The sequence below is a fragment of the Pedobacter sp. WC2501 genome (assembly GCF_052682415.1).
In genome coordinates, this window is sequence record NZ_JBQZFI010000001.1 from 4,186,298 (window position 1) to 4,213,008 (window position 26,711).

Consider the following 26,711-nt stretch of genomic DNA (forward strand, 5'->3'; position numbering starts at 1 on the left):
TCTGCGCCGTAATTTTGTCTTAACAAAAAGGATAAAACTATGGGCATGAAAAAAGTTTGGTTTATTACCGGAGCTTCAAAGGGCTTAGGATTAAGTTTAGTTCACCAACTCTTAAAAGCTGGCCAATCAGTTGCGGCCACCTCAAGAAATATTGATGAACTTAAAAAAGCAGTAAATAATAACGGTGGAAAATTTCTTCCACTGGCCGTCAACCTGGCCGATGAAAAAAGTGTTGAGGAAGCGATACAGGCTACCATCGCAAAATTCGAAAGAATAGATGTTGTGATCAATAATGCAGGTTATGGCATTGGGGGCAGTATTGAAGAATTGAGTGATTCAGAAACGCGCAACAGTTTTGATGTAAATGTTTTCGGAACGCTAAATGTAATCAGAAAAGCTTCACCTTATTTAAGGGCACAACGTTCGGGGCATATCATTAACATTGCATCAATTGCAGGTATTGCTGGCGCAACCGGCTGGGCAGTATATGCAGCAGCAAAATCAGCTGTGATTGCATTATCAGAAGTATCGGCCGAAGACCTTAAAGAATTTGGCATAAAAGTAACCGTGGTTGCTCCGGGCGCATTTAGAACCAGTTTCTTAACTGCTGATTCGTTGATGTTGGCTGCCAATCCCATTGCTGAATATGAAGAAGTAAGGGCAATCCATTCCAAATATTTAAAAATGGATGGCCAACAGGTTGGAGATCCGGAAAAAGCAGCTGCAGCCATGATCTCGCTGGCCAGTATGCCTAATCCACCGGTACATTTACTATTGGGAAATGATGCTTTTCAAAGGGCAAACACGAAGATAGAGACTTTAACAAAAGAGTTCAAAGACTGGAAAGCCATCACGATTTCGACGGATTTTGACAATTAATTATGAGCTAATGGCGATTTAGCAATCAAAAAAGAGGTTGTATCATAAACCTAATTTCACTAGAATTTGTCACGTTGAGCCTGTCGAAACGCCTTAAAAAATGTTATGGGATGTCCTTCGACAGGCTCAGGATGACAGTGTTATTTTATGATACGCCTTATCAATTCATTTCATTCTAAAAAAAAATATCATGGAAAATCAAAAAGTTTGGTTTGTAACAGGCGCGTCCAAAGGTCTGGGATTAACCTTAGTAAAAACATTATTAAACAATGGCATTAATGTTGCTGCAACTTCAAGAAATTTAAACGATTTAATCAAAGCGGTTGGAGAACACGAAAACTTTTTACCTTTAAGCGTTGATTTAATCAATGAAGAAAGTGTAGAGACTGCAGTGAGTCAAACGATCAGTAAATTTGGTCAGGTAGATGTGGTGGTAAACAATGCTGGCTATGGAATGCTTGGTGCATTGGAAGAATTGAGCGACAAAGAATCGCGTCAGAATTTTGATGTGAATGTTTTTGGTTCGTTAAATGTAATCAGGAAAGTGCTTCCTCAATTGCGGAAGCAACAATCGGGTCATATTTTCAATATTTCCTCTATCGGTGGATTCTCTGGGAATTTCCCAGGCTTCGGAATCTACTGTGCCACAAAATTTGCAGTAGTTGGCTTTACAGAGTCATTAGCGGCTGAAGTAAAATCACTAGGCATCAAAGCAACAGTGGTAGAGCCTGGTTATTTCAGAACAGCATTTCTTACAGAAGGATCATTAGCAGTGCCAAGCTCACCGATTGATGCCTATAAAGAGGTGCGCGACTCGCAAGCGGCACATCAAAACGACATCAATAACCAACAGCCAGGCGATCCGGCCAAAGCAGTTGAGGTGATTATTGAAGCTGCAAAAAGTGAAAACCCACCGCTTCATTTATTCTTAGGCCCTGATGCTTATCAGGTAGCTGATGCAAAAATTGCAGATGTACAAAGAGATATGGCGAATTGGAAATATCTGGCGACAGCTACCAATTTTGATGAGGTTGGAGCTTAATATCTAAATCAATCGTCATTGCGAGAAGGCTTTTCAGCCGACGAAGCAATCTTACAACGATCGCTAGTCGCGTGAGCTTTAAGATTGCTTCGTGCCTCGCAATGACGATTTTTCTACTTGATTTTGCCCTTCAAAATATCTCCTCCTAAACCACTTCGCCACGTTAACCAATGCAATTAATGCTGGTACTTCAACTAATGGACCGATTACACCGGCAAATGCCTGTCCAGAATGAATTCCAAATACACCAATGGCCACAGCAATTGCCAGCTCAAAATTATTGCCTGTAGCCGTAAATGCAATAGCGGTACTTTTTCTATAATCTGCACCAAAATATTTACCAGCAAAGAAGCTGATCACAAACATTACCACGAAATAAATAACCAACGGCAGGGCAATTCGCAGCACATCCATTGGGATCTGCACAATTAATTCTCCTTTTAAACTAAACATTACCACAATTGTAAATAGCAGGGCAATTAAAGTTACCGGCGAAATCATTGGAATAAAAGTTAAGCGGAACCATTCTTCACCTTTCCATTTAATCAGTATTTTTTGACTTAAAATGCCCATTAAAAATGGAATGCCCAGGTAAATACCCACACTTTTTGCAATCTCTATAATAGAAATTGATACGGCCAAGCCTTTTAAACCGAATAAAGGAGGCAAAATGGTAATAAAGAAATAGGCGAATACACTATAAAGCAATACCTGGAAAATACTGTTCAGTGCGATTAAACCTGCAGCGTATTCGCGATTCCCATCGGCAAGCTCATTCCAAACCACCACCATGGCAATGCATCGCGCCAAACCGATCATAATTAAGCCGACCATGTATTCAGGATAACCATGTAAAAAGATAATCGCCAGGAAAAACATCAGGATTGGTCCGATTATCCAGTTTAAAACGAGCGATGTGCTTAATATTTTTACGTTTTTAAATACTTCACCTAAATTCTGATATTTAACTTTTGCTAAAGGAGGATACATCATCAGGATCAATCCGATGGCTAAAGGAATATTTGTACTCCCGCTCGAAAATGAATTGATCAAGACCGCAGATGAAGGAAATAAATAGCCCAACGATACACCTAAAAGCATGGCTAAAAAAATCCAGAGTGTTAAATAACGATCTAAGAAGCCTAGTTGTTTTCTTTGAGCTGCCGATGCACAAACGTTTACTGACATATTAGCCTTTTAAGTTTTTGTTTACAAAATCTTCCATGTAAGCCTTTACCAGATCTCTCGTGCTTCTAAATTCGACCATAATTTCCTCATCACTACCTACCGCTTTTGCAGGATCGGGAAAGTTATGGTGTAGTTTTATTGCCTGCGTCGGGAAATATGGGCAGCTTTCTTTAGCGTGGTCGCAAACAGTAATCACATAATCGAAAGGCACATCAAAATACTCCTCAATATTGTTAGAGGTTTGACCTGAAATATCGATTCCATCTTCAGCCATTACTTTTATCGCCCTTGGGTTAACGCCATGAACTTCGATACCCGCGCTGTAGATTTTAGCTTTGTTTTTAGCGAAATATTTTAAATATCCTTCTGCCTGTTGACTTCTGCAACTATTTCCGGTGCAAAGCACCAATACATTTTTCATCATTTTAAAATTTAAATTCTTAACAACAACCGCTGCCTGGTGTACAACTATTTTGATCAGCAGCGAGGTTAACCAACTCGATTTTTCTTTTTAAAGGCTGAGCAGGTGCACAACATTCTTCACCTGCTGCAGTAGTGCCACAACTTCCGCCACGGTTAATTGCTTTACATTGGGTAGCATCAGGTGTTAGATCCAAAATCAGGTTCTCGCCGTCAATTTTAAATTCACCTGGAAACATCTGCCTGGTATCGAACGCAGAATTGCCGAATTCAATTTTCACAATTCCATTGGGGTTTAGCTGCAGTTTACTTTCTACCAGTTCGATAATTGACAATGCTTTTTTAACCTGCATCGCCCTACCCTCTTCTTCTTCGGTGGGTTCCCATAACTGTATAATAATTTCAGTCCAGGCGTTCATCACTCCTCCACAATCTACCGAAACAATCGGTGCCTGTTTAATTTCGGTGATGTGATAATTGGCATTCACCCATTTACCCGGAGCATATTGAAACTGGAATAGCAATTCTGGATGTTGTTGAAGTTGGGCCTTAAAGATGCTCCATGTTGTCGAAGATGTATTGATCATAATATTGCAATTTAACGATTGATTTAGATAAAAAATTTTAACAGCAGTTTTGTTCGCCTTTATATGACGCAAAGAAATCACCCAGCTGTGTTTGTAATAACTTCCAGGTTTTAGGTTCAATGCAATAACAAATGCTCACTCCTTCAATGGTTCCCTGTATAATACCTGCATTTTTAAGTTCTTTTAAATGCTGAGAAATAGTTGCCTGAGCTAAGCCAAGTTCTTCAACTAAATCACCACAAATACAGGTATTCGATTTAAGGATGCGCTGAAGAATCGCAATCCGCGCAGGATGTGCCAGCGCTTTTAATAACGCTGCCATCTGGTTTTGTTCTTCAGTAAAGATTTCTGTTTTGGTAAGTCCCATAATTTTACATCGCAATATTACGATAGATAAATTAGATATAAAAATTTATTTTTAATTATAGGTTTTCAAAACAGATTATTTAGAGAAAGAGTTGGTGTGTTTTTTTTGCCACGGAGGCAAGGAAAAACACGGAAATTTGGGCGACAATGGCCCTTGCCTTTCACTCCGTTATAAATGCAGAGAATTTAACAAAAAGTATCGTCATCTCGACTGAAACGCAGTGGAATGGAGAGATCTATCTCGAGATAGATTTTGCTTCGCAGAGCCTTCGGGTTCTCGACTACGTTGCACTCCGCTCGAAAGGACGACATTCGAAGGGTAAACAAAAAACCGTTGACCAAAAATTAGTCAACGGTTCAATACTAAAGTGATGTATCGCCTATTTCTTCGGTTTTGCGCTCATGTAAAAAGTAAGCTTTCCACCGTTGGTGATATCTGCATGTCTGATTTTATGATCGGTAATTTCTTTGCCGTTTAATAAAACTTTTTCTACATAAACAGTTTTATCGCTTTGTTTGATAGCTTCAACAGTAAATGTTTTACCGTTCTCTAAGTTAACTACAGCTTTATTAACCAACGGACTACCCAATGAATATACATCAGAACCTGGTGCTACCGGATAAAATCCTAACGAAGAGAACATATACCAGGCGCTCATTTGTCCACAATCGTCATTTCCACCCAAACCATCAGCAGTAGGTTTGTACTGCATGTTTAGGATGTGGCGGATCTGTGCCTGTGTTTTCCATGGCTGGTCGGTCCAGTTGTAAATGTAAGCGATATGGTGCGCGGGCTCATTACCATGCACATATCCGCCAATAATACCTTCGCGGGTAATATCTTCAGTATGCGCAAAAAACTCGTCGGGTAAATGCATCGTAAACAAAGTATCTAAACGAGTTGCAAATTTCTTTTTACCGCCCATCATTTCAATCAGCGAAGCCGGATCTTGGGGAACAAAGAAACTGTAATTCCAGCTATTACCTTCAATAAAACCTTGCCCTTCGGTATCTTTTGGATCAAACTCCTTTTTAAAAGAGCCATCTGCCAATTTAGGGCGCATGAAACCAGAAGCACTATCGTAGTTGTTTTTCCAGTTGTTAGCGCGTTTGATAAATTCGTCGTAAACATCCATACGGTTTAATTTCTTAGCCAGTTGCGCAATCGACCAATCATCGTAAGAATATTCTAAGTTATTGGAAACAGAAATACCCGATTTTTCTGCAGGGATATAACCTTTATCCATATAATAGCCAATTCCTTCATAGTCGCGGTGTTTTGCTGTTGCAATGCAGGCATCCAATGCTTTGTTCGCGTCGCCATTGTAGGTGCCCTTAATAATCGCATCAGATATTACAGAAACACTGTGGTAACCGCTCATACACCAGTTATCGTTGGCATAATGCGACCAGATCGGCAACATGTGCAAACTACTTTGATCGTAATGCGCCATCATCGATTTCACCATGTCATTACTTCGGCTTGGTTGCATAATATTAAAGAATGGATGCAGGGCGCGGTAAGTATCCCAAAGTGAGAATGTAGTGTAATTGGTAAAACCATCAGCTTTATGCACCCCTTGATCTAAACCTTTGTATTCTCCGTTAATATCGGTATATGTTGTTGGATTGATAAAAGCATGATATAAGGCGGTGTAAAAGTTGATTTTATTATCGTTAGAAGTTGTTACCTGTATTTTATTCAATTCTTTATTCCAGGTAGCTTGTGCCTGTGTTTTTACTTTTTCGAAATCCCAGCCTGCAATCTCTGCACGCATATTCTGCAAGGCATTTTCCTGACTAACCGGAGATAAAGCAAATTTAATCTTGATCTTCTCCCCTTCCTGGGTATCGAAATCAAAGAACATTTTTAACTTCTTGCCTGCAATTTCAGGGAAGTTCTGTTCCTGGTTAAACTTTCCCCAAAAACCTCTATAAGCCTGTTTAGCATCGTAACTTTTACGTCCATAGCTTTTAAAAGGTTTAGAAAAACTCATTGCAAAATAAACTGTTCTGGTTCTCGCCCACCCATTGGTTTGACGGTAACCGGTAATTAGTGTATCATTCACAACACGAACGTAAGTCCACACTGTTTTTTCTTCGTAATTGTAAATACCAGCCATCAGGTCCAAAATAATATGCGATTGATCCGATTTAGGAAAAGTATATTGATGCATTCCTACCCTTGTGGTTGAGGTTAATTCGGCGGTAATGTTATCATCGTCCAATTTAACTTTGTAATAACCTGCCTCTGCAACCTCATTGGCATGAGAAAATGCAGAACGGTAACCACCTTTTGGATCTGATGCTGTACCTGGATTCAATTGTAATTTACCCTGAGTAGGCATAATCAGAAAGTCACCTAAATCTGAGTGGCCGGTACCACTAAAATGCGTATGACTAAAGCCGGTAATGGTTTTATCCTCATATTTATAACCTGCACAGTATTTATATACATCGCCATTGTATTTTCCGTTTACTTCGTAGGATAAAGTATCTGTCTCGGGGCTTAGCTGAACCGAGCCAAATGGAACTGTTGCACCAGGATAGGTATGCCCCATTTTAGATGTACCAATAATGGGCTTGACATACTGCACCAGGTTCTGCTGTGCCGATGCCATCATGGCTGAAAGCAAAAGACAAGGCAGGATAACTTTTTTAATCATATCTTTTAAAATTTAGCTTGTTTTTTTATTGAATTTTTATTGAAAATTCTAAGGTATTAATTTATCTTCAAATATGCATAATTCACACAACTAAAACGTTTAAGTAAAACAAAAAATACATTTTAGATTATTGAACATACCATTTATTATTGCTTTAAACCACACAGGCTTTTATAACCTGCGAGTTTTGGAGAAAAAGAAGTCAATTTTTATATGCACCACGCTATTTTAAACTTGACTTCTTTTGTTTTTAGGCCAAATAGTTTACTAAAAAAGCTTTTTCTCTGCTATGGAATACAGATTCTGTTAAATAAACCTGATATAAGCGTAAAGCCCACATCCCGATTTTTCATCGGGAGAGAACTTGCAGCGATAGCGGGGCTACGAACAGCTATTAACACTGAACCGCTCATTTTCAAAGTAACGTTGACCACCTTAGCCACCTTAAGGAGATAAAGGCAAGTAATTTAGTCGCTGCTTTTTACAAGTAACTGACTTCCTTTAAATAATTTCAGCTAAATAAACCTTATTTTTGCATCCAATATTTTTAAGATGAGTAAACACGGTAGAATTCTGGTTGCCATGAGTGGCGGGGTTGATAGTTCGGTAGCGGCTGTAATGTTGCACGAGCAGGGTTATGAGGTTATTGGCTTAACTATGAAGACCTGGGATTATGCTACTTCTGGTGGGAGCAGTAAGGAAACTGGCTGTTGCTCATTAGACAGCATTAACGATGCCCGTACACTTGCCGTAAACTATGGTTTTCCGCATTATATCCTCGATATCAGGGACGAATTCGGCGATTATGTAATCGATAATTTTGTTGATGAATACCTTGCCGGAAGAACGCCAAACCCATGTGTATTATGCAATACACATATTAAGTGGGAAGCGCTTTTAAAACGTGCCAATAAGCTGGATTGCGAATTTATTGCAACCGGGCATTATGCCAATATCCGTCAGCAAGACAGCGGCCGTTATGTAATTTCGAAAGGAAAAGACGAAAATAAGGATCAATCTTATGTACTGTGGGGTGTTTCGCAAGAAAACCTCTCACGAACCAAATTCCCATTGGGCAGCTTTGCAAAATCTGATATCAGACAGATGGCTTTAGATATGGGGCAAGAGGAACTGGCTAAAAAATCGGAGAGTTACGAAATCTGTTTCGTTCCGGATAACGATTATAGGGCTTTCCTAAAACATAAAGTAGAGGATTTAGAAGACAGAGTAGCCGGTGGAAATTTTATTTTAAGTAATGGAATGGTTGTTGGGCAACATAAGGGTTATCCTTTTTATACCATTGGTCAACGTAAAGGTTTAGGCGTTGCCTTTGGTGAGCCCATGTTTGTGACGCAAATTCTGCCTGAGAGCAATACCGTAGTTTTGGGTAAAGCTGAGGAACTTGAACGCCGCGAAGCTATGGTACGTAACATTAACCTGATAAAATATGCAAGCATTGAAGAACCAATGAATGATGTAATTACTAAAATCCGTTACAAAGATGCAGGTATGTTAAGTACAATTGTTCAGGAAAAAGATAAAATGCGTGTAGTTTTTGATCATAATGTTTCAGCAATTGCCCCTGGTCAATCGGCTGTATTTTACGAAGGAAATGATTTACTGGGTGGTGGGTTTTTGGTTTAATAGATTGTCAATTCTTCTTATTGAGCATTAATATAATAGGCGGCGACTCTAGATCTAAGCGGTCGTCATTTCGAGCGGAATGGAGAAATCTGTCTAGATAGATCTCTCCATTCCGCTGCGCTTCAGTCGAGATGACGATCTTTTTTTATAAAAGAATTTTATAACTATTCACTTCCCTTAAAAACATTAATCGATGCGGTTTTCCAGTGGATGTAACCTAAATTACCGCAGGTTTGCGCTACAAAGTTTTCTACATCCTCCGGCACATCGTTAACTACACGCCATCTGATTTTATATTTTGGGTTATAACTGATATAAACCACCAAATCATCACTACGTTGCCCGATGGCTTGTAAATGCTGCAAATGGATGTCCTGCAAATCTGCAGCAGCAATCCTCAGTCTTTCATTCATGATTTTACCTAATGAAAGATCTGGTCTGAAATCTGTTTCGAATATGGCTAAAACGGTAACGGTCATAGAAAAATAAATATATCAGCAAACAAACCAAGCTAGAAGCTTTTTGTTTAAAATCATCAATTAAATACATCGAATTATCTTGATGATAGTTCCTGTATCTTGTCTCTCCAAAAGCAAATCTATACTAAAAAAATTAGTATCAAAATTTATTTTTATATTTTTTTTAGTCAGCGTAAAAATTATAGAAACGTATGACAAGAGCCACTAATAAGGTTAATAACTCAGGAATTGTGCATAACTATCTTAAACATCTGATAACTAGATTAGTTATCCATATAACAAAAGTAGAGCTTATGAAAAAGTGCATCTATGTAGTGGAAGATAATCCGAGTATCAGAGAAATCATCGAATTTTTACTGATCGAAGAACTTTACGAGGTAAAAACCTGCCCTAACACCTACGATTTTTGGTTCGAAATGAGTAAACACCTGCCAGATATGGTAATTCTTGACATTATGTTACCAGATGGAAACGGGCTGGACATTTGCAATACCCTTAAGCGAAATATTAAAACATACAATATTCCGGTAATGATGATGTCGGCCAATAACCATTTAAATGCAGTTAAGGCAAAGTGCGATGCAGAAGATTTTATCAATAAACCTTTTGATCTAAATGATTTTGCCAGCAGGGTTGAGAAATATTTAGCAGCGTAATTTTTTAGTCTAAAGTCATTAGTTCACAGTCTTTAGTCGATTATTTATTTTACTAATGACCAGTGAACTAATGACTAATTAACCATCTAAATTGATATACTTTCGATTGCTTTATCCAAAGCCATATCCTTTAAATCTGGAATGCTTACGCCTTCTGCGCGATATGCGGTAATATCGGTCATGCCCATAAAGCCAAGAACGGATCTTAGATAAGATTCTGTAAAATCAAAAGGTTTCATCGGTCCTTCTGAATATACACCACCGGAAGAAATCGCCAGGTATACTTTTTTATTTTTTACCAAACCTTCAGGGCCTTTTTCTGAGTAGCTGAATGTTTGACCGGCACGTGCAATATGATCGATCCATGCTTTTAAAGTAGATGGGATGCCGAAATTATACAATGGCGCACCGATTACAATCACATCAGCATCTTTAAGTTCGGCAATGGCCTCATTTGAATGTTTTATTGCTTCCGTAAATTCTGCGGTGTGATTTTCTTGCGGTGTAAAAAAAGAATTGATGTGCACCTCTTCCAAATGTGGAAATGGGGTATTGGTAAGGTCGTGAGTTGTTAAAGTACTATCGGGATTTGCAGCCTGTAATTTTTCTACGATCGCATTTCCCAATTTAATACTGAAAGATGCGTTGCCTCTAGGGCTTGATATAAGATGTAATATTTTCATTTTTTGCCTTTTATGTCTGGCAAAATTATGGATACAAAGTATCAAAAAGCTATTACTATACCAAAGGATAGTGCTATCCTTTGGTATAGCTGTCTATTTTTTTAGAACAAAAAAATCCTATTTATTTGATTTACTGGCTAAAGCATTCACCTGTTTTAAATGTTTTTTCAATACGGGTAAATATTTATTGGCATATACTTTAACCTCCGGATCAGTAGACTGCGATGCTTTTTCAAACAAAGAAGTCGCACTTTGATGATCGATAGCCATCATCTCGATATAGGCTTTATCAAATGAAGTCCCATTTAAGTTTTTCAATTTTTCAATCGCATTGGTCACGTCAGCTTCAGTAGCACCATTTGCAGTTATTTTCGCCAGACCTGCATTACCTGCTTCACCGCCGGCATTTTTGGTTCTTGAAGTATCCCGCATGTTCTCAGGTGATGAATCTACCCTTCCATCTGGTCGTAGTTCACCTTCTGGCCTGCTCATTGGTAAATTTACTTTCTTAAGTTTTGCCAATGCTCTTAATTCTTCATTGGCCCTGGTATGATCATCAATCATCATCTTGCCAAATGCCTTGATCTTTTTATCTGTTGCTTTCTCTGCCGCAAGTTTACCTGTCAATACCTCTTTCATTCCTGCAATTGCTGCTTGTTGCAAAAATTGCGCAGTTGTTAATGTATCTTGTTGGTGCGTATAATCTGTTAAAATTGAATAATGCCAATCAGCTTTTGCAATCGCATTAAATGAAGTAGCTGAAATTATCATTCCCACTACTGCTATTTCCCTGGTATTGAAACGGTTTTTCATGATTAAGTAATTAAGGTAAAACGCATTAATAGAACCCGGTTAAGACATAAAAAGTTTGAATAATAAACCTCATTATTTAAAATGGTACAACACCAGGGGTTTAAGATTTTAAATTTTCACTAAACTTAATCCAATTTTATCCTGTTCTATTATAAAAAACATATACTATGGAAAATCAAGAAAACAACCAACCAGAAGAAGAAATTCAAAATATTGAACAGTTCCAAATCAACCGTTCGGAGGGAAATGCAGCCGATGGTCATGCGACTCCTGATCCATCTGAAGATAATGAATATACAGAGGATGAAGTGCAATTTGCTGATGGAGAAGGCACACAATTAAACGAAGAGATTGAAGATCCGGAAGACGAAGAAGATGATGATGAAGCAGAAACAGATGATTACAACGAGTCGGATGTAGAAGAGTTGGATAAAGATCCAAACGCCTACGAAAAGGAAGATGGCGAAATGCTATAAAGCAATTCTATATCAAGAATACAGGATGCCAGGCAAAATTGTCTGGCATTTTTATTTAAACAATGACGATCCGCAGTATTTACAAAAAAGTGCATCACTATCGTGCCCTTCCCTGCTACAACCCGGACACGATTCTGGCATTTCTTTTTTATGTTTTGCAGCCATAGCAATATCGTGGGTAATGATTCCTGTGGGTACAGCAATAATGGCATAACCGATTAACATTACAACAGAAGCTACAAATTTACCTAATGGCGTAATAGGCGAAATATCGCCATATCCAACGGTGGTTATGGTTACAATAGCCCAATAAATACTTTCGGGGATGTTTGAAAAACCATTTTCCCGTTTTTCTACCAAATACATAATAGAACCCAGAATTACCGTGATGGTTAAAACAGTAAGCAGAAATATGCTAATCTTTCGGACGCTATTTTTTAAGGCCTGGGTTAAGAAATTAATCTCTGTTAAAAAATGTCCCAGTTTGAAAATCCTGAATACCCGAAGCAATCTTAACGCCCTAAAAACCAGCAAAGATTGTGCACCGATGAAAAATATGCTTAAATAAGAAGGCAATAAGGCAATCAAATCTATAACACCCAAAGGACTAGTGATATACCTGATTGGTTTGCGGATACTCACCAACCTTAAAATATATTCGATGGTAAACAGCGCGGCAAAAATCCATTCCATGATATTGAACAGCTTACCATAATGTTGGTGAATACCAACAACACTATCAAGCATTACCACAATAATGCTCGAAAATATCGCAATCAATAATCCAACATCAAAAGCCTTACCGGCTGGTGTATTCGATTCGTAGATAATTTCGTGCAGTTTAAAACGCCAATCTTTAGGTGAATCTGATGCCATAATTTTTCAAGTAGTTTTAAAGGTAACAGAAATTACCCATTTACCACTTCTCCACCATTAACATGTATTACCTGCCCCGTTATAAAAGAAGCATCTTCAGATGCAAGAAATACATAAGCAGGTCCAAGTTCTGAGGGCTGTCCTGCCCTTTCCATTGCGGTTTCACTACCAAAAGATTTGATCTTTTCTTCGTCAAAAGTAGATACAATGAGTGGTGTCCACACAGGTCCGGGTGCCACCGCGTTTACACGGATCCCTGTTTTGGCTAAATTTGTAGCGAGTGAACGGGTAAAAGATGTTATTGCACCTTTAGTTGAAGAATAATCGATCAGGTTTGGCGAAGAACGATATGCCGTTACCGACGTGGTATTGATAATGCTATCGCCTGCCTGAAAATGTTTCAATACTTCATCAGCAAAATAAAAATAACCAAATATGTTGGTGCGGAAAGTATCTTCCAGCTGTTTTTCATCAATTTTTTGTGGGTCTTTTTGTGGGATTTGCATTCCCGCATTATTGACCAGAATATTGATCTTACCAAATTTTTTAACCGTGGTTTCCACAGCTTTTTTGCAAAAGGTTGATTTTTTTACATCTCCTTTAATCAATAAACAATTTTTACCTTCAGCTTCAACCATTTTCTGGGTTTCTTTTGCATCAATATCTTCATTCAAATAAACAATAACTACATCAGCCCCTTCCCTTGCAAAATGAACCGCTACTGAACGGCCAATGCCGCTATCTCCACCGGTAATGAGCGCTACTTTCTGATTCAATTTTCCGACACCTTTATAACTAGCCTTTATTACTTCTGGTCTTGGATCCATTTTCGCTTCTATGCCCGGTTGTTTGTTTTGTTTGGCAGGTGTTTTTTGTGTTTTCATAGCTTATTATCAATTAAAATTCCTTCGTGCTGCCATTTAAACAAGAATTGCATCATCAAAGTTTTAATAATACTTATCACATAAAGAGACACCTAACCAATTTAACTTAATATTTTGCTCATATTCCATCATTTTAGAAGCCTCTGGTGCAGTAAATTAGCTATTTAAATGCTAACCAAAAAAAACCACAAATGAGAAAAATAATCCTGACAGCTTTATTTGTCATCAGTTTAACCTTACCCAACTTTGCTCAAAAACGTTTGAGCAATGAAACCCCAGTCCAAAAAACCAAAAGAATGGAATGGTGGACGGATGCCCGTTTTGGCATGTTCATCCACTGGGGTTTGTATGCATTGCCCGCGCGCCACGAATGGGTTAAAAGCAATGAACACATCACCAACGAAAACTACCAGAAATATTTCGATCAGTTTAATCCCGATTTATTCAACCCAAAACAGTGGGCTAAGGAAGCAAAAGCCGCTGGAATGAAATATGCCGTACTCACCACCAAACACCACGAAGGCTTTACCTTGTTTGATAGCAAATACACCGATTATAAAGCCACCAATACACAGGCAAAAAGAGACCTGGTAAAAGAATTTGTGGAGGCTTTCCGCGCAGAAGGCATCAAAGTAGGTTTTTATTATTCGCTGATTGATTGGCACCATCCTGATTTTACAGTTGATAGGTATCATCCCTTAAAACCTAATAATGATAACGAAGCTGAATATACAGCATTAAACAAAAACAGGGATATGGCTAAATATCGTAAATATCTATACGATCAGGTAACGGAACTGTTAACCAGGTATGGGAAAATCGATATTCTATGGGCCGACTTTTCATATCCCGGCAAACACGGTAAAGGCCGTGATGATTGGGGCTCGGTTGCACTACTTAAACAAATTAGAAAACTGCAACCACAAATTATTGTAGATAACCGTTTGGATCTTAATGATTATGAGGATGGTACAGATTTCGAAACACCAGAACAGGTTAGTCCGAAAGAATTGGAAAAATACCGCGGAAAAGTTTGGGAAACTTGTCAAACATTCTCAGGCTCATGGGGATACCATCGAGATGAAAACACCTGGAAAAGCAATAGAAAACTATTGGATCTACTCATTACATCGGTAGCCAACGGAGGAAATTTATTACTAAATGTTGGTCCTACCGCCCGCGGTGAATTTGATAACAGAGCAAACATTGCTTTAGATAGCCTAAGCCTTTGGATGCATGCGAATTCGAAATCGATTTATCACTGTACTTTTGCCTCATCTGAATTTAAAGCACCTGAAGGCGTAAAACTTACCTATAATAAAGGCACCAAAAAATTATATGTGCACTTGTTCGAATACCCTAATACTGGTTCCATTACTTTAGAAGGTTATAAAGACAAAACGAAATATGCGCAGTTTTTACATGATAATTCGGAGGTACAGATCGACTATGAAAAATCAACTGGTAATACGCTGGTATTAAAACTACCCAAGAAAAAGCCTGATTTTGAAATCCCTGTAATTGAATTAACGCTCAACTAATCAACCCATATTAATCATCGAGAGCCTGCGAGTTAAATCCTGCAGGCTTTTTGTTGATCGGGCTTTATGTTCTCTAACCAAAATTGAACAAAACATATCTTGGTTTTTATTGTCTTACATTAAAAACTATCATGAAAGTAAAAGGTGCATTTATTTATACCCTTAAAACAGGCGAAAATGCTTTGATTCTATTAGCAGATAATAAAATAGAGCAGGATAAACTTTATCAGCATTTAGCCGTTGATGCTTACCAGTTTAAAAAAGAAATTGTAGCAGAAGAGCCACGTATCGTATTGATATCCGCCGGTTATAAAAATGAAAATAATGAAATAACCTGGAACCGGGAATATATACCAGTACCCAAATGGTACGATCTAAATTAAATCAGGCTAAACATATTAGGGGCAGCTGATGTTAAATTATTTATGAAGTTTGTTTTACCATTACTTTTACTCTGTTTCTGTTATGCGAAATCCTTTGCTCAATATACCGATAGTACCAATTACCATGTATTGCTTACCTCAACCGGATCGGTTAACCGCACAAATGACGACCGTGCCTATTTGTTGAATAATGCACTAAATTTTGGCATGAAAAAGAAAAGTTTTGTATTAAATTCTACTTCAGCCTGGCTTTATGGCAAACAGAACAGTGATTTAACCAACAACGATTTTTCTACTACCTTGAATTTTAACCTGTATAAAACCTTCCCGCATTTTTATTATTGGGGTTTGGTGAATTACAATACCAGTTATTCTTTAAAATTAAAAAATCAGTTGCTTGCAGGTGGTGGCATCGCCTATAGCATATTAGACAAACCCAATGCCTATATCAACTTGAGCGACGGGGTATTATTTGACCAAAGCAGTTTAATTGTAGGCGATAGCTACCACACTTATCGGAATTCATTAAGGTTACAATATCATTTCGCAATAAAGGAACTGATTACCATTGACGGGAATCATTTTTTGCAGAATTCATTCTCCAGAAAAGGTGATTACATTATCCGTTCTTCGGCAACTCTTGGATTAAAACTTCGCAAATGGATAAGCCTCACCACGGCACTGAATTATAATAAATTGAATATTACGCGTAGCGAAAACCTGAACCTTACCTATGGGTTAACGCTTGATAAGTATTTTTAGGTTAGTCTTGAGTCGGTGGTCTGGAGTACAATAATATTCTTTGTCATCTTGAATGCAATGAAAGATCTCTCACGTTGACCCGATAACCGTTTACCAAGTTTTTACCATGTAAGAAATATAAGATCATTTAAGTTCTTAATTGATGATTAATTCAGAATTGATAACCAATTTAAACACTTACCCTATTAGCTGACCATTAAGTAGTTAAGAGAGTTAATGTTTTAGCAATCCTATAAGCGACCTGTCTATCAGATAATAAGCCTTCGTTTGAGCTTTTGGCATCAACTGGTTGAACCAATTACCCTATCTACGCCGACAACAATTCTGCCTGATTCAGATTCGCATAGGCTTTAGCCTGCACTACATTACCAATGATAATAATGGCCGGGTAAGTTAAACCAGCGTTTTCTGCAGATTCCTGTAAATGCTGCACCGAACATACTACTTGCTTTTGATTGGGTAAGGTAGCGTGCTGAATAATTGCGGCAGGCATGTCACCCAAGCCCGCATCCGAATAGGCTTTAGAAATTTCGCCAACTTTTTTCATACCCATATATATTACTACTGTAGCCGAACTTTTCATGGCACATTTTAAATCGTTGGTTAAACTTCCATCCTTTTTAGTTCCGGTAAGTATCCATACACTTTCACTAATTCCACGGTGTGTTAAGGGCACGTCAATAAAACCTGCCCCCTGCATACTACTTATACCTGGAATATAATGACATTTAATCCCTCTAGCCTCTGCATAAATTAATTCTTCGAATCCTCTACCGAAAATAAAAGGATCTCCACCCTTTAAACGCACTACTACCTGGTTATTTTGGGCATTTTCGACAATTAATTCATTTATTTTCTCTTGTGGGGTGTATTTTCCATAGGGTTGCTTGCCAACATAAATCATTTTACATGTTTTCGGAGCAATTTCGAGCAATTTTTCATTACTTAAGTTGTCATAGAGAATAACTTCTGCTCTTTTTAATACATTAAATGCCTTCATTGTAATTAATTCCGGGTCTCCAGGACCTCCCCCCATTATAAAAAGTCCAAAATCGGTAGTTTTTTGATTCATAATTTTAATGATTTAGCTATTTAATCATAAAAGTGATTAAAATTTATTAAAAAGTTAAATATTTTATGATAAAAATCATGTTAATATAAATTTTTATACAATTAATATATATATTTGACTATCAAAAATCATATAAATATTAAAAACTATAATTCAATTATGATTATTTAATAATAAAAAGCATCAAATCGAATAATCTGAAATTAAAAACAACCAACAGGAACTAAAAAACACTAAACACCTTGAGATTTATGAAAGAACCACAAATAATCGTAATAGGAAATGGAATGGTGGGATATAAATTCTGCGAAAAGCTTAGATCAAAAACTTCTTCTTTTAATCTTATTGTTTTTGGAGAAGAACCCCGTAGAGCTTACGATCGTGTTCATTTAAGTGAATATTTTAATGGCAAAACCGCCAATGACCTCTCCCTATCTACAGAAAACTGGTATCAGGAACAAAATATTACCCTATTTCTCAATAACCCAGTTACTAAAATAGACCGCGACCTTCAAAAAGTTTATACTGCCAATGGTGTGGATTACAACTACGATATCCTCGTTTTTGCTACGGGTTCTGGTGCTTTTGTTCCAAACATTCCCGGAATTGAGAAAGAAGGTGTTTTTGTTTACCGTACTATAGAAGATCTTGACCTTATTAGCAGCTATGCAAAAAAGGCTAAAACGGCTTCAGTTATAGGCGGAGGTTTATTAGGACTGGAAGCAGCTAAAGCCTTGATTGATCTGGGTATCGAAAAAACAAGTATTATTGAATTTGCACCGCGCCTAATGCCAAGGCAAATTGATGCTGCCGGTAGTGACATGCTTAAATCAAAGCTGGCAGATTTAGGTTTACAGATCCATCTAAATAAAAACACCACGAGTATTGAAGGTGATGGCCGTATTACTGCATTAAAGTTTAGTGATGATACCGCTTTAAATGTTGATATGCTGGTGATTTCTGCCGGCATAAAACCACGAGATGAGCTAGCGAAAGCCTGCGGCATTGAGGTTGGTCCAAGGGGCGGAATTGTAGTTGACGAAAAAATGCAAACCAACGATCCGGCTGTATTTGCTATTGGCGAATGTGCTTTATACGATGGAATGATTTATGGTTTGATTGCGCCTGGCTATGAAATGGCCGAAGTGCTTGCTGCAAATCTTTGCGAAGGTGACAAATCCTTTACAGGATTTGATATGAGTACCAAACTCAAACTGATCGGTATTGATGTAGCCAGTTTTGGTGATAATTTTATTACCGAACCAGATTGCCGCACCATCATCTTCGAAAACAAACACAAAGGAGTTTATAAAAGAATAAATGTTAGTAATGACGGGCAATACCTTTTAGGAGGTATATTAATTGGAGATGCAACAGCATATAACCTGCTGTTGCAAACCTCTAATAATCGTATTGTATTACCAGAAAATCCTGAAGAACTGATATTGGGTGCCCGTGGCGGAAGCGAACCTGCAGGTGGAGCGGGAATTACAGGTTTACCAGATAGTGCATTAATATGCAGTTGCGAAGGTGTTAGTAAAGGCGACATCTGCTCTGCAGTAGCAGATGGTTCTTGCGAAAATATTGATGACCTGAAGAAATGCACCAAAGCAGGTACAGGTTGTGGCGGCTGTTTGCCGATGGTAAAAGATTTAATGACCTACACCTTAAAATCGCAGGGCAAATACATCAAAAATGTAATCTGCGAGCACTTTAATTACAGTCGGCAAGAGCTTTTTGACCTCATTCATATTCATGAACTAAAAAGTTACGACGAAGTATTGGATGCTTTAGGCAAAAATGACGGTTGTGAAGTCTGCAAGCCGCTGGTATCCTCGCTCCTTGCCAGTCTTTGGAACGAAATGATCCTTAAAAAAGGAAACGACGTAGCGCAGGATAGCAACGACCGTTTTCTTGCCAACATTCAAAAAGGCGGCTCATATTCTGTAGTGCCAAGAGTTCCGGGTGGAGAAATTACACCCGACAAATTGATTGTAATTGGCGAAGTAGCTAAAAAATACAACCTCTATACCAAAATTACAGGCGGCCAGCGGATTGATATGTTTGGTGCACACCTAAACGACCTTCCTGTTATCTGGGAGGAATTAATTGCTGCAGGTTTTGAAAGCGGACATGCTTACGGGAAAGGTTTAAGAACTGTTAAAAGTTGCGTTGGGAGTACCTGGTGCAGATTTGGCTTGCACGATAGTGTAAGTTTTGCCATTAGGATTGAAGAAAGATACAGGGGGATCCGTGCGCCGCACAAATTCAAATCAGCGGTAAGTGGCTGTATCAGAGAGTGCGCAGAAGCCCAAAGCAAAGATTTCGGCATTATTGCCACCGAAAAAGGCTGGAATCTATACGTATGCGGAAATGGTGGAAGCAAGCCTCAACATGCCCTTTTATTGGCAACAGATCTCGATAGCGAAACCTGCATTAAATACATCGATAGATTTTTGATGTTTTACATCCGCACAGCTGATCCCCTTACCCGAACCGCAACCTGGCTGAACAAAATGGAAGGCGGGATAGATTATTTACGGAATGTAATTATCAACGATAGTTTAGGCATGGCCGCCCAGTGGGAAAATGAAATTAAAAACTTGATCGCTTCTTATAAATGTGAGTGGAAAGAGGCCGTAGAAAACCCTGCGATCAGAAAGCGTTTCTCTCATTTTGTAAATGCACCGGAAGACAAAGACCCAACCATAGAATTTGTTGAAATGCGTGGACAAAAAAGAACAGCTGAATGGAAAACAGTTTAATCAAGAACCTTTACAAACCTAATAAACCCCTAAATGATGAATGAACAATCAAATTGGCTTGCAGCCTGCCGAGTCGAGGATGCCATTGAGAACGGTGGCGTTTGCGTAAAACATGGTGAAGATCAGATTGCACTTTTCTATTTCACCAGGAGAAATGAATGGTACGCCACACAAAATGAATGCCCGCACAAAAAGCAAATGGCATTGAGCCGTGGAATGATTGGCTCTACTACCGACGAACCTAAGGTAGCCTGCCCTTTCCATAAAAAAACATTCTCATTGAGTACCGGCGAATGTTTAAGCGGCGATGAATGCGCCATAAAAACCTATCCTGTAAAGATAGAAAACGGAACTGTTTATATTGGTATAATGCCAAAATCTTAACCTGACCCCGTAAGATTTAAACTTTTCGGGATTAAAATTTAACCCAAACCAAACCGACATGAAAATTTCTAATTATGTAGCCCTAACAGGCTGCCTTGCACTTACATTGTTCTTTTTTTCAGCTAAATCGCAAACTAAAGCCGTTTTATTCGACGGTACTATTGTTGCCGGATATGTTGATCATGGTGCTTTTATAAACTGTACAGGCCCGAGCATCAAATTCAGTAAAAAACCTTACACTGTTTTATTGGGACTATTGCCCAGTTTAAGAATTAAAGAAGATAAAGTTGCTGCGGGAGCGCCAAAAAACGCGGCACTTACTCCTAATCTTGGTTTTGGGTTAACAACAGCGTTTCGCCATATCGCCTTACAAGTGCCCTTATACTACAACCCTAAAACTGCAGTCAAAAATGGCGAATGGAACGTTGGTGTAGGTTTGGGCTATAAATTTTAAAAGAACCTATTCATTTACGCTTAAACCAAACGTTATGACACTAAACACCATTACTAAACCGCTAGATAAATTAAATATATTTTCGCTTAAAGGTGTTCAGATGAAGACCTTTCATATTACCTGGTTAACTTTCTTCTTCTGTTTCTTCGCCTGGTTCGGAATGGCGCCTTTGATGAAGATTGCAAGAGAACAGCTTCACCTTACCAAAGATCAGGTGGGTAACATTCAGATCGCTTCCGTATCAGCCACCATTATTGCCCGTTTATTAATTGGACGATTAATTGATAAATTTGGTCCAAAGCTGATCTATACTTGGCTTCTGGTGCTTTGCGCCATTCCGGTTTTATTAATCGGAACCAGTCATTCTTACACTTCCTTTTTGCTTTTCCGCCTGGCCATTGGGGTAATTGGTGCATCGTTCGTAATTACGCAATTTCATACTTCGATTATGTTTGCACCCAATATTAAAGGAACAGCCAATGCAACGGCAGGAGGTTTTGGTAACGCGGGTGGTGGCGCAGCAAATTTATTTATGCCTTTAATTGCTTCCGGCTTTACTGCACTGGGCTTTTGCAGCACCGAAGACAGCTGGCGTTATGCTATGATTTTCCCTGGTGTAATGCTTTTAATCTGTGCTTTTTTATATCACCGTTATACTTTAGATACCCCACAAGGAGATTTTAAGGATTTAAAAGATGAAAACGTAAAAAGCACCAAAAACACCTTTTTGATCGCAGCAAAAGATTACCGCACCTGGATTTTAACCATTGCCTACGCAGCTTGTTTTGGTGTAGAAATTACGGTAGACAACTTTGCACCGATCTTTTTTACAGATTCATTTGGCGCAACCATAGCTGTGGCTGGAATGGTTGCAGGCATTTTTGGCTGGATTAATATTTTTGCCAGGCCATTGGGCGGAATTGTTGCCGATAAAATTGGTAAAACCTGGGGATTTGATGGCAAAACACTTTTGCTCGCCTTATTGCTCCTGGTAGAAGGGGTTGGTTTAATCTGGTTTGCAAAATCGGGCAATATCGGGATGGCCATTTTCATGATGTTTGTTTTCGGCTTAAGCCTAAAAATGGCCAATGGTGCAACTTACAGCCTTGTTCCATTCATTAATCCGCTTGCAGTTGGTAGTGTAGCAGGTATTGTAGGCGCTGGCGGAAATATAGGAGCCATGCTTATTGCCTTTATGTTTAAAGCCAAAGCCAGTCACGCTTCTAAAAATGTAATTGAAAATGGCCTTAACGTTCAAAAAGACCTGATCGATTATACCAGCGCGTTTACCTTACTTGGTTTTATTATCCTCGGAATTGGCATTGCAGTATTCATCTTCAGAACCGTTATGGCCCAAAAAACATCACAAATAGAAGACCTCGTGCTTACCCCTGGCAAATAAAGAACAAAACAAAATCTACTATAAAAGCCGATCATTTGAAAGAAGAAAAAAATATATCGCCGAATAAAACAACCACCTGCTGTTATTGCGGGGTGGGCTGTGGTATTGTGGTAAATAAAGATATCCATGAGCGGATAACTGTTGAAGGAGATAAAAATCATCCTGTGAACAAAGGCATGTTGTGCAGCAAAGGCATGAATCTTCATTATACAGCAAATGACAAAAGCGACAGGTTGCTTTACCCCGAAATGCGTTACAATAAAAACATGCCTCTCCAGAGGGTAAGTTGGGATACCGCATTGGAAAGGACAGCAGCCGTTTTTAAAGCATTAATTAAAAAACACGGTCCTGACAGCGTTGCTTTTTATGCCAGCGGACAATGTTTAACAGAAGAATATTACGTAGTAAATAAATTAATTAAAGGATTTATCGGTAGTAATAACATCGATACCAACAGCCGCTTATGTATGAGCAGCGCGGTTGTTGGTTATAAAATGAGCTTAGGCGAGGATACCGTGCCCATTAGTTACGATGATATTGAAATTGCTGATTGTATTTTTGTTGCAGGCGCAAATCCAGCATGGTGCCATCCTATCCTGTGGCGCCGTGTTGAAGCCGCAAAGCAGAAAAATCCTGATTTAAAAATTATTGTTAGCGACCCCCGTAAAACACAAACCTGCTCATTAGCAGATGTTCATTTACAGCTTAATCCGGGTACCGATATTACCCTGCACCATGCCATGGGCAGATGTTTGATTGAAGATGGAAAAATCGATGCTGATTTTATCATCAACAGCACTAATGGTTACGAAAAATACCGTGCTACTGTTTTCGCAACTTCATTGGAAGAAGCGGCAGACATTTGCGGTATCAAAGAAAGTGACATCCGTTTAGCTGCATCTTACATCGGTAATGCAAAAGGTTTCATCAGCATGTGGACGATGGGGCTTAACCAAAGTGTAGTGGGCACTAATAAGAACCTTTCGTTAATTAATCTGAACCTGATTACAGGTCACATTGGCAAGCCTGGAAGCGGTCCTTTCTCGCTTACCGGACAGCCAAATGCCATGGGTGGCCGCGAAGTTGGCGGTTTAAGTAATTTATTACCGGCACACCGTGTTTTAGGCAATGAAAATCACCGCAAGGAGGTTGAGAAATTTTGGCAGATCCCCTTGGGTACCATAAAGTCTAAACCAGGGTTAACTGCCACCGAAATGTTCGATGAACTTAATACCGGTAAATTGAAAGCAATATGGATTCTATGTACCAATCCGCTGATCAGCCTTCCAGATGTCCGAATGGCCGAAGAAGGTTTAAAAAAAGCAAAGTTTGTAGTTGTTCAAGACATTAGCAACAAAGTAGAAACCTTAAAATATGCTGATGTGGTTTTGCCTGCAGCGGCCTGGGTTGAAAAGGAAGGCACCATGACCAATGCAGGGCGTTATATTTCTTACCTAAGCAAAGTAACTGAAGCACCCGGAGAAGCGCTGCCAGATTCGGAAATCATCTGCCGGTTTGCAAAAAAAATGGGCTATCACGGTTTCGATTTTAAAAATGCAAGCGAAATATATGATGAACATACAGCCCTTACCGAAGGAACCAATATTGATATCAGCGGACTTAATTATGAAATTTTAAGAGAAAAAAGAGCCGTTCAATGGCCGTATCCGAAGCAAGAAAAGGCATTTGGAACAGCCAGGTTATTTACCGATCATCAGTTTTATACACCAGATAAAAAAGCCAATATTCTATCATTTGATGATCAGAACCAATCGGAAACTTTAACGTCAGAACATCCACTGATTTTAACCACCGGAAGAATCAGAGACCAATGGCATACCCGAAGCAAAACAGGCAAGGTAAATAAACTGAACCAGCACATCAGCGAATCTTTTTTAGAAATCAACCCAATTGATGCCAGAACCCGGAATATTAACGATAATGATGTTATTGAAATTTCCAGTTTGCGCGGAAATGTACGTGTAAAAGCAAAATTCTCTGAAGACATTAAACCCGGAGTAGTTTTTATGCCCATGCACTGGGGTAAAATTCTAAGAAGTGATTTAAACCGGGTAAATAATCTCACCAATAACCTGGTCGATCCGCAGAGCAAAGAACCTGATTTCAAATTCAGTGCCGTACAAGTTAAACTATATAAAAAAGCCCGGCAAAAGATTATTGTGATCGGTGCAGGTGCCGGTGCCTGTGGTTTTGTTAAAAGCTACAGGGCCTTAAATACCGAAGACGATATTGAGATCTTCAGTAAAGAGAATTTTCCGTTTTACAACAGGGTACTTCTCCCCGATTATATCATTGGCACGTTACCCTGGCATAACCTCATTAAAATGAGTGATAGTGAGGAAACAGACTATAAGATAAAACTACACCGAGGTTTAGGTATTGATAAAATCGATAAAGAAAATAAAACCGTTACCGATAGCAACAGAGAAGTCCACCACTACGACGTTCTGCTTCTGGCCACCGGAAGCAGGGCTTTTGTACTTAAAGATCTCCCGAAACTAAACGGCATATTTACCATGCGAAGCAGAAATGATGCTGATAGTTTTAAAAAACACATCGACACCACAAATGGAAAAGTAGTGATTGTAGGCGGTGGTTTATTAGGAATCGAACTGGCTACATCTTTGGCCGAAACAGGATCAAAAGTGACGATAATCCAAAGGATATCGAGATTAATGGGCCGCCAGTTAGATGCATTGGGTAGTCAATTGTTGCATGAAGAACTGATTAGCAAAGGCATCGAAATTTTCTACAACGATGAGGTAGACCGCATTATCGGTGAAAAAAGCATTACAGGTCTGCGTTTAAAAAGCGGTTTATTGCTCGATTGTGAATCGTTAGTAATTGCCATAGGTACCGTCCCAAACACAGAACTGATTAAAGAAGCAGGAATTGAATGTAAACGAGGAGTCGTGGTTGACGAATACCTGAGAACCAATGAAAGAGACGTTTATGCCATTGGCGAAATTGCAGAATTTAATGGTCAGATGTACGGTATTACCGCAGCAGCAGAACAACAGGCCGAAATTGTAGCGCGGTTTCTCTGTGGAGATATTGCGAAATTCTACCAGGGCAGTTTACTGATGAATATCCTAAAAATGCACAGTTTAGAACTCTGCTCTTTAGGTTTGGCAGAAATACCGAATAACGACCCTACCTATGAGGAAATTGTTTTTATCGATAAAGCCAAACGTTACTATAAAAAATGTATTGTACACAACGATAAGCTGGTTGGCGCCATATTAATTGGAGATAAAAGTGAGTTCCTGGAATTCCGCAACCTGATCGAAAATAAAATGGAGCTGAGCGAAAAGCGACTCCAACTGTTAAGAAGCGGCAAAACAACCGAACCTATTATCGGCAAAACCGTATGCAGTTGCAACAATGTTGGGGAAGGCAACCTGATCAATAAAATAAAAGATGGCTGTAAAGATCATTTGCAGCTTTGCCAGCTCACAGGTGCAGGAATGGGCTGTGGGAGTTGCAGACCAGAAGTAAAAGCGATTTTAGATTCGTTTGTAAATGTGCTTAAGACAGAACCAAAACCTGCTTTAATAGCATAATGATAAACTGTGTTGGTTCTTCATCCTGAGAATAAGTTTTGGAAAAAATCAGGGTCGAGGTGGTCGGGCGCTGGATATCGTCATTCCCAACTTGATTGGGAATCGTAATGCCACGGCAGGTTTGTAGGTTGCATTAAGATTCCCGCCCGCGAGGGAATGACGAGGGATTGTTAAAGAATATTTAAACTAAAATAACATGACGAAAATAAAATTCACTCCTTCAGAATTTAAAAACTTAAAAGGGATTGAATATTTTAAGTTCGAAGAAGATTTTATTGAAGAAAATGTGCGTTGTATCCCCATGATTGTGCGTTTTAAAATGGATGCCGCAGGAATAAAATTAAAATTGGCCGAATGGAGCAGATTTCTTCCTGCTGAAAGAGTTCAATTGGCAATACTTCCGGTTTCAACTCAGGAGCAAACAGATAATTATCATCAGTTTTTAATCGGCTTGATTACTAAATACACAGGAAACCAGGCGACAATCCTGCCCATCGAACCCTTACCCGACTGGGGAAATTTACATCAAATCCCTGCAATGCTTAAGGACAAACTGACTGAATTTCAACTGCATCTTTCCATCAACCAATGGCGAAAACTCACTAATATACAAAGATTTGCACTTTTAAAACTATGTTGGACAGGGCACGAAAATAAGAATTTCCCTAAAGCAATAATAGAATTTGGACTTCTAAATCGTTAAGT

25 protein-coding genes are annotated in these 26,711 nt (G+C 38.8%); 14 read left to right on the forward strand and 11 right to left on the reverse strand.

The window, feature by feature from the left end; translation table 11 throughout:
* Positions 1-45: 45 nt before the first annotated feature.
* Together ACUN24_RS17670 and ACUN24_RS17675 are read left to right on the forward strand one after the other, a co-directional pair.
* Positions 46-879 (forward strand): SDR family NAD(P)-dependent oxidoreductase, encoded by an 834-nt coding sequence (locus tag ACUN24_RS17670; protein ID WP_445563698.1) that lies wholly within the window; start codon positions 46-48, stop codon positions 877-879.
* Between the two features lie 190 nt (positions 880-1,069).
* Positions 1,070-1,921: an SDR family oxidoreductase gene (locus ACUN24_RS17675; RefSeq protein WP_445563699.1), complete on the forward strand. Its 852-nt coding sequence runs from the start codon at positions 1,070-1,072 to the stop codon at positions 1,919-1,921.
* Between the two features lie 78 nt (positions 1,922-1,999).
* Here the strand turns inward: ACUN24_RS17675 and arsB are convergent, their stop codons facing one another.
* The 5 genes from arsB to ACUN24_RS17700 form a co-directional block, all read right to left on the reverse strand.
* Entirely contained in the window at positions 2,000-3,109 is a 1,110-nt protein-coding gene (gene arsB / locus ACUN24_RS17680) for an ACR3 family arsenite efflux transporter (RefSeq protein WP_445563700.1), read from the reverse strand.
* Position 3,110: 1 nt separating this feature from the next.
* Complete coding sequence (locus ACUN24_RS17685) at positions 3,111-3,530, reverse strand: arsenate reductase ArsC (protein WP_445565146.1); 420 nt, start codon at positions 3,528-3,530, stop codon at positions 3,111-3,113.
* Positions 3,531-3,549: 19 nt separating this feature from the next.
* A complete protein-coding gene (locus ACUN24_RS17690; RefSeq protein ID WP_445563701.1) occupies positions 3,550-4,116 on the reverse strand; it encodes a DUF6428 family protein in 567 nt (188 codons plus the stop codon).
* A gap of 37 nt (positions 4,117-4,153) precedes the next feature.
* Positions 4,154-4,483, reverse strand: a complete 330-nt coding sequence (locus ACUN24_RS17695; RefSeq protein ID WP_445563702.1) for an ArsR/SmtB family transcription factor — start codon at positions 4,481-4,483, stop codon at positions 4,154-4,156.
* A 379-nt stretch (positions 4,484-4,862) separates the two neighbouring features.
* Entirely contained in the window at positions 4,863-7,148 is a 2,286-nt protein-coding gene (locus tag ACUN24_RS17700; protein WP_445563703.1) for a GH92 family glycosyl hydrolase, read from the reverse strand.
* A gap of 552 nt (positions 7,149-7,700) precedes the next feature.
* Between ACUN24_RS17700 and mnmA the strand changes: the two genes are divergently transcribed.
* A complete protein-coding gene (gene mnmA, locus ACUN24_RS17705) occupies positions 7,701-8,792 on the forward strand; it encodes a tRNA 2-thiouridine(34) synthase MnmA (RefSeq protein WP_121284999.1) in 1,092 nt (363 codons plus the stop codon).
* Between the two features lie 164 nt (positions 8,793-8,956).
* On the opposite strand, the gene ACUN24_RS17710 is transcribed toward mnmA, so the two are convergent.
* Positions 8,957-9,271: a hypothetical protein gene (locus ACUN24_RS17710; protein ID WP_230141584.1), complete on the reverse strand. Its 315-nt coding sequence runs from the start codon at positions 9,269-9,271 to the stop codon at positions 8,957-8,959.
* Between the two features lie 293 nt (positions 9,272-9,564).
* Here ACUN24_RS17710 and ACUN24_RS17715 point away from each other — a divergent pair, with 293 nt between their 5' ends.
* On the forward strand, positions 9,565-9,927 hold the full coding sequence (locus ACUN24_RS17715; RefSeq protein ID WP_445563704.1) for a response regulator transcription factor: 363 nt from the start codon (positions 9,565-9,567) through the stop codon (positions 9,925-9,927).
* A gap of 86 nt (positions 9,928-10,013) precedes the next feature.
* On the opposite strand, the gene ACUN24_RS17720 is transcribed toward ACUN24_RS17715, so the two are convergent.
* Positions 10,014-10,610, reverse strand: coding sequence for an FMN-dependent NADH-azoreductase (locus ACUN24_RS17720; protein ID WP_445563705.1), 597 nt, complete (start codon positions 10,608-10,610; stop codon positions 10,014-10,016).
* 117 nt (positions 10,611-10,727) lie between these two features.
* Positions 10,728-11,423, reverse strand: a complete 696-nt coding sequence (locus ACUN24_RS17725) for a DUF4142 domain-containing protein (protein ID WP_445563706.1) — start codon at positions 11,421-11,423, stop codon at positions 10,728-10,730.
* 167 nt (positions 11,424-11,590) lie between these two features.
* Between ACUN24_RS17725 and ACUN24_RS17730 the strand changes: the two genes are divergently transcribed.
* Complete coding sequence (locus ACUN24_RS17730) at positions 11,591-11,899, forward strand: hypothetical protein (RefSeq protein WP_445563707.1); 309 nt, start codon at positions 11,591-11,593, stop codon at positions 11,897-11,899.
* 51 nt (positions 11,900-11,950) lie between these two features.
* On the opposite strand, the gene ACUN24_RS17735 is transcribed toward ACUN24_RS17730, so the two are convergent.
* On the reverse strand, positions 11,951-12,775 hold the full coding sequence (locus ACUN24_RS17735; RefSeq protein ID WP_445563708.1) for an ion transporter: 825 nt from the start codon (positions 12,773-12,775) through the stop codon (positions 11,951-11,953).
* 32 nt (positions 12,776-12,807) lie between these two features.
* Positions 12,808-13,659, reverse strand: coding sequence for an SDR family oxidoreductase (locus tag ACUN24_RS17740; protein WP_445563709.1), 852 nt, complete (start codon positions 13,657-13,659; stop codon positions 12,808-12,810).
* 191 nt (positions 13,660-13,850) lie between these two features.
* On the opposite strand from ACUN24_RS17740, the gene ACUN24_RS17745 reads away from it, so the two are divergent.
* The 3 genes from ACUN24_RS17745 (at position 13,851) to ACUN24_RS17755 (ending at position 16,345) form a co-directional block, all read left to right on the forward strand.
* Complete coding sequence (locus ACUN24_RS17745) at positions 13,851-15,200, forward strand: alpha-L-fucosidase (protein WP_445563710.1); 1,350 nt, start codon at positions 13,851-13,853, stop codon at positions 15,198-15,200.
* A gap of 131 nt (positions 15,201-15,331) precedes the next feature.
* On the forward strand, positions 15,332-15,583 hold the full coding sequence (locus ACUN24_RS17750; RefSeq protein ID WP_445563711.1) for a hypothetical protein: 252 nt from the start codon (positions 15,332-15,334) through the stop codon (positions 15,581-15,583).
* A 42-nt stretch (positions 15,584-15,625) separates the two neighbouring features.
* Positions 15,626-16,345, forward strand: coding sequence for a DUF481 domain-containing protein (locus tag ACUN24_RS17755; protein WP_445563712.1), 720 nt, complete (start codon positions 15,626-15,628; stop codon positions 16,343-16,345).
* 307 nt (positions 16,346-16,652) lie between these two features.
* Here ACUN24_RS17755 and cobA read toward each other — a convergent pair whose 3' ends face one another.
* Entirely contained in the window at positions 16,653-17,417 is a 765-nt protein-coding gene (gene cobA / locus ACUN24_RS17760; RefSeq protein WP_445563713.1) for a uroporphyrinogen-III C-methyltransferase, read from the reverse strand.
* A gap of 251 nt (positions 17,418-17,668) precedes the next feature.
* Between cobA and nirB the strand changes: the two genes are divergently transcribed.
* The 6 genes from nirB (at position 17,669) to ACUN24_RS17790 (ending at position 26,709) form a co-directional block, all read left to right on the forward strand.
* Positions 17,669-20,182 (forward strand): nitrite reductase large subunit NirB, encoded by a 2,514-nt coding sequence (gene nirB / locus ACUN24_RS17765; protein WP_445563714.1) that lies wholly within the window; start codon positions 17,669-17,671, stop codon positions 20,180-20,182.
* A 33-nt stretch (positions 20,183-20,215) separates the two neighbouring features.
* Positions 20,216-20,566 carry a nitrite reductase small subunit NirD gene (gene nirD / locus ACUN24_RS17770; protein WP_445563715.1) on the forward strand — a complete coding sequence of 117 codons (351 nt, stop codon included), beginning with the start codon at positions 20,216-20,218 and terminating at the stop codon, positions 20,564-20,566.
* A 58-nt stretch (positions 20,567-20,624) separates the two neighbouring features.
* Positions 20,625-21,020 (forward strand): hypothetical protein, encoded by a 396-nt coding sequence (locus ACUN24_RS17775; RefSeq protein ID WP_445563716.1) that lies wholly within the window; start codon positions 20,625-20,627, stop codon positions 21,018-21,020.
* Positions 21,021-21,054: 34 nt separating this feature from the next.
* Positions 21,055-22,422 carry an MFS transporter gene (locus tag ACUN24_RS17780; RefSeq protein ID WP_445563717.1) on the forward strand — a complete coding sequence of 456 codons (1,368 nt, stop codon included), beginning with the start codon at positions 21,055-21,057 and terminating at the stop codon, positions 22,420-22,422.
* A gap of 35 nt (positions 22,423-22,457) precedes the next feature.
* Positions 22,458-26,006, forward strand: coding sequence for a molybdopterin-dependent oxidoreductase (locus ACUN24_RS17785; RefSeq protein WP_445563718.1), 3,549 nt, complete (start codon positions 22,458-22,460; stop codon positions 26,004-26,006).
* 196 nt (positions 26,007-26,202) lie between these two features.
* A complete protein-coding gene (locus ACUN24_RS17790; RefSeq protein ID WP_445563719.1) occupies positions 26,203-26,709 on the forward strand; it encodes a nitrate reductase associated protein in 507 nt (168 codons plus the stop codon).
* The last annotated feature ends 2 nt before the right edge of the window (positions 26,710-26,711 follow it).

What these genes read in the sequence shown, in the direction of transcription:
- ACUN24_RS17670 (WP_445563698.1), top strand. Translation starts at nt 46, where the DNA reads ATGAAAAAAGTTTGGTTTATTACCGGAGCTTCAAAGGGCTTAGGATTA.
- ACUN24_RS17675 (WP_445563699.1), top strand. Translation starts at nt 1,070, where the DNA reads ATGGAAAATCAAAAAGTTTGGTTTGTAACAGGCGCGTCCAAAGGTCTG.
- arsB (WP_445563700.1), bottom strand. Translation starts at nt 3,109, where the DNA reads ATGTCAGTAAACGTTTGTGCATCGGCAGCTCAAAGAAAACAACTAGGC.
- ACUN24_RS17685 (WP_445565146.1), bottom strand. Translation starts at nt 3,530, where the DNA reads ATGAAAAATGTATTGGTGCTTTGCACCGGAAATAGTTGCAGAAGTCAA.
- ACUN24_RS17690 (WP_445563701.1), bottom strand. Translation starts at nt 4,116, where the DNA reads ATGATCAATACATCTTCGACAACATGGAGCATCTTTAAGGCCCAACTT.
- ACUN24_RS17695 (WP_445563702.1), bottom strand. Translation starts at nt 4,483, where the DNA reads ATGGGACTTACCAAAACAGAAATCTTTACTGAAGAACAAAACCAGATG.
- ACUN24_RS17700 (WP_445563703.1), bottom strand. Translation starts at nt 7,148, where the DNA reads ATGATTAAAAAAGTTATCCTGCCTTGTCTTTTGCTTTCAGCCATGATG.
- mnmA (WP_121284999.1), top strand. Translation starts at nt 7,701, where the DNA reads ATGAGTAAACACGGTAGAATTCTGGTTGCCATGAGTGGCGGGGTTGAT.
- ACUN24_RS17710 (WP_230141584.1), bottom strand. Translation starts at nt 9,271, where the DNA reads ATGACCGTTACCGTTTTAGCCATATTCGAAACAGATTTCAGACCAGAT.
- ACUN24_RS17715 (WP_445563704.1), top strand. Translation starts at nt 9,565, where the DNA reads ATGAAAAAGTGCATCTATGTAGTGGAAGATAATCCGAGTATCAGAGAA.
- ACUN24_RS17720 (WP_445563705.1), bottom strand. Translation starts at nt 10,610, where the DNA reads ATGAAAATATTACATCTTATATCAAGCCCTAGAGGCAACGCATCTTTC.
- ACUN24_RS17725 (WP_445563706.1), bottom strand. Translation starts at nt 11,423, where the DNA reads ATGAAAAACCGTTTCAATACCAGGGAAATAGCAGTAGTGGGAATGATA.
- ACUN24_RS17730 (WP_445563707.1), top strand. Translation starts at nt 11,591, where the DNA reads ATGGAAAATCAAGAAAACAACCAACCAGAAGAAGAAATTCAAAATATT.
- ACUN24_RS17735 (WP_445563708.1), bottom strand. Translation starts at nt 12,775, where the DNA reads ATGGCATCAGATTCACCTAAAGATTGGCGTTTTAAACTGCACGAAATT.
- ACUN24_RS17740 (WP_445563709.1), bottom strand. Translation starts at nt 13,659, where the DNA reads ATGAAAACACAAAAAACACCTGCCAAACAAAACAAACAACCGGGCATA.
- ACUN24_RS17745 (WP_445563710.1), top strand. Translation starts at nt 13,851, where the DNA reads ATGAGAAAAATAATCCTGACAGCTTTATTTGTCATCAGTTTAACCTTA.
- ACUN24_RS17750 (WP_445563711.1), top strand. Translation starts at nt 15,332, where the DNA reads ATGAAAGTAAAAGGTGCATTTATTTATACCCTTAAAACAGGCGAAAAT.
- ACUN24_RS17755 (WP_445563712.1), top strand. Translation starts at nt 15,626, where the DNA reads ATGAAGTTTGTTTTACCATTACTTTTACTCTGTTTCTGTTATGCGAAA.
- cobA (WP_445563713.1), bottom strand. Translation starts at nt 17,417, where the DNA reads ATGAATCAAAAAACTACCGATTTTGGACTTTTTATAATGGGGGGAGGT.
- nirB (WP_445563714.1), top strand. Translation starts at nt 17,669, where the DNA reads ATGAAAGAACCACAAATAATCGTAATAGGAAATGGAATGGTGGGATAT.
- nirD (WP_445563715.1), top strand. Translation starts at nt 20,216, where the DNA reads ATGATGAATGAACAATCAAATTGGCTTGCAGCCTGCCGAGTCGAGGAT.
- ACUN24_RS17775 (WP_445563716.1), top strand. Translation starts at nt 20,625, where the DNA reads ATGAAAATTTCTAATTATGTAGCCCTAACAGGCTGCCTTGCACTTACA.
- ACUN24_RS17780 (WP_445563717.1), top strand. Translation starts at nt 21,055, where the DNA reads ATGACACTAAACACCATTACTAAACCGCTAGATAAATTAAATATATTT.
- ACUN24_RS17790 (WP_445563719.1), top strand. Translation starts at nt 26,203, where the DNA reads ATGACGAAAATAAAATTCACTCCTTCAGAATTTAAAAACTTAAAAGGG.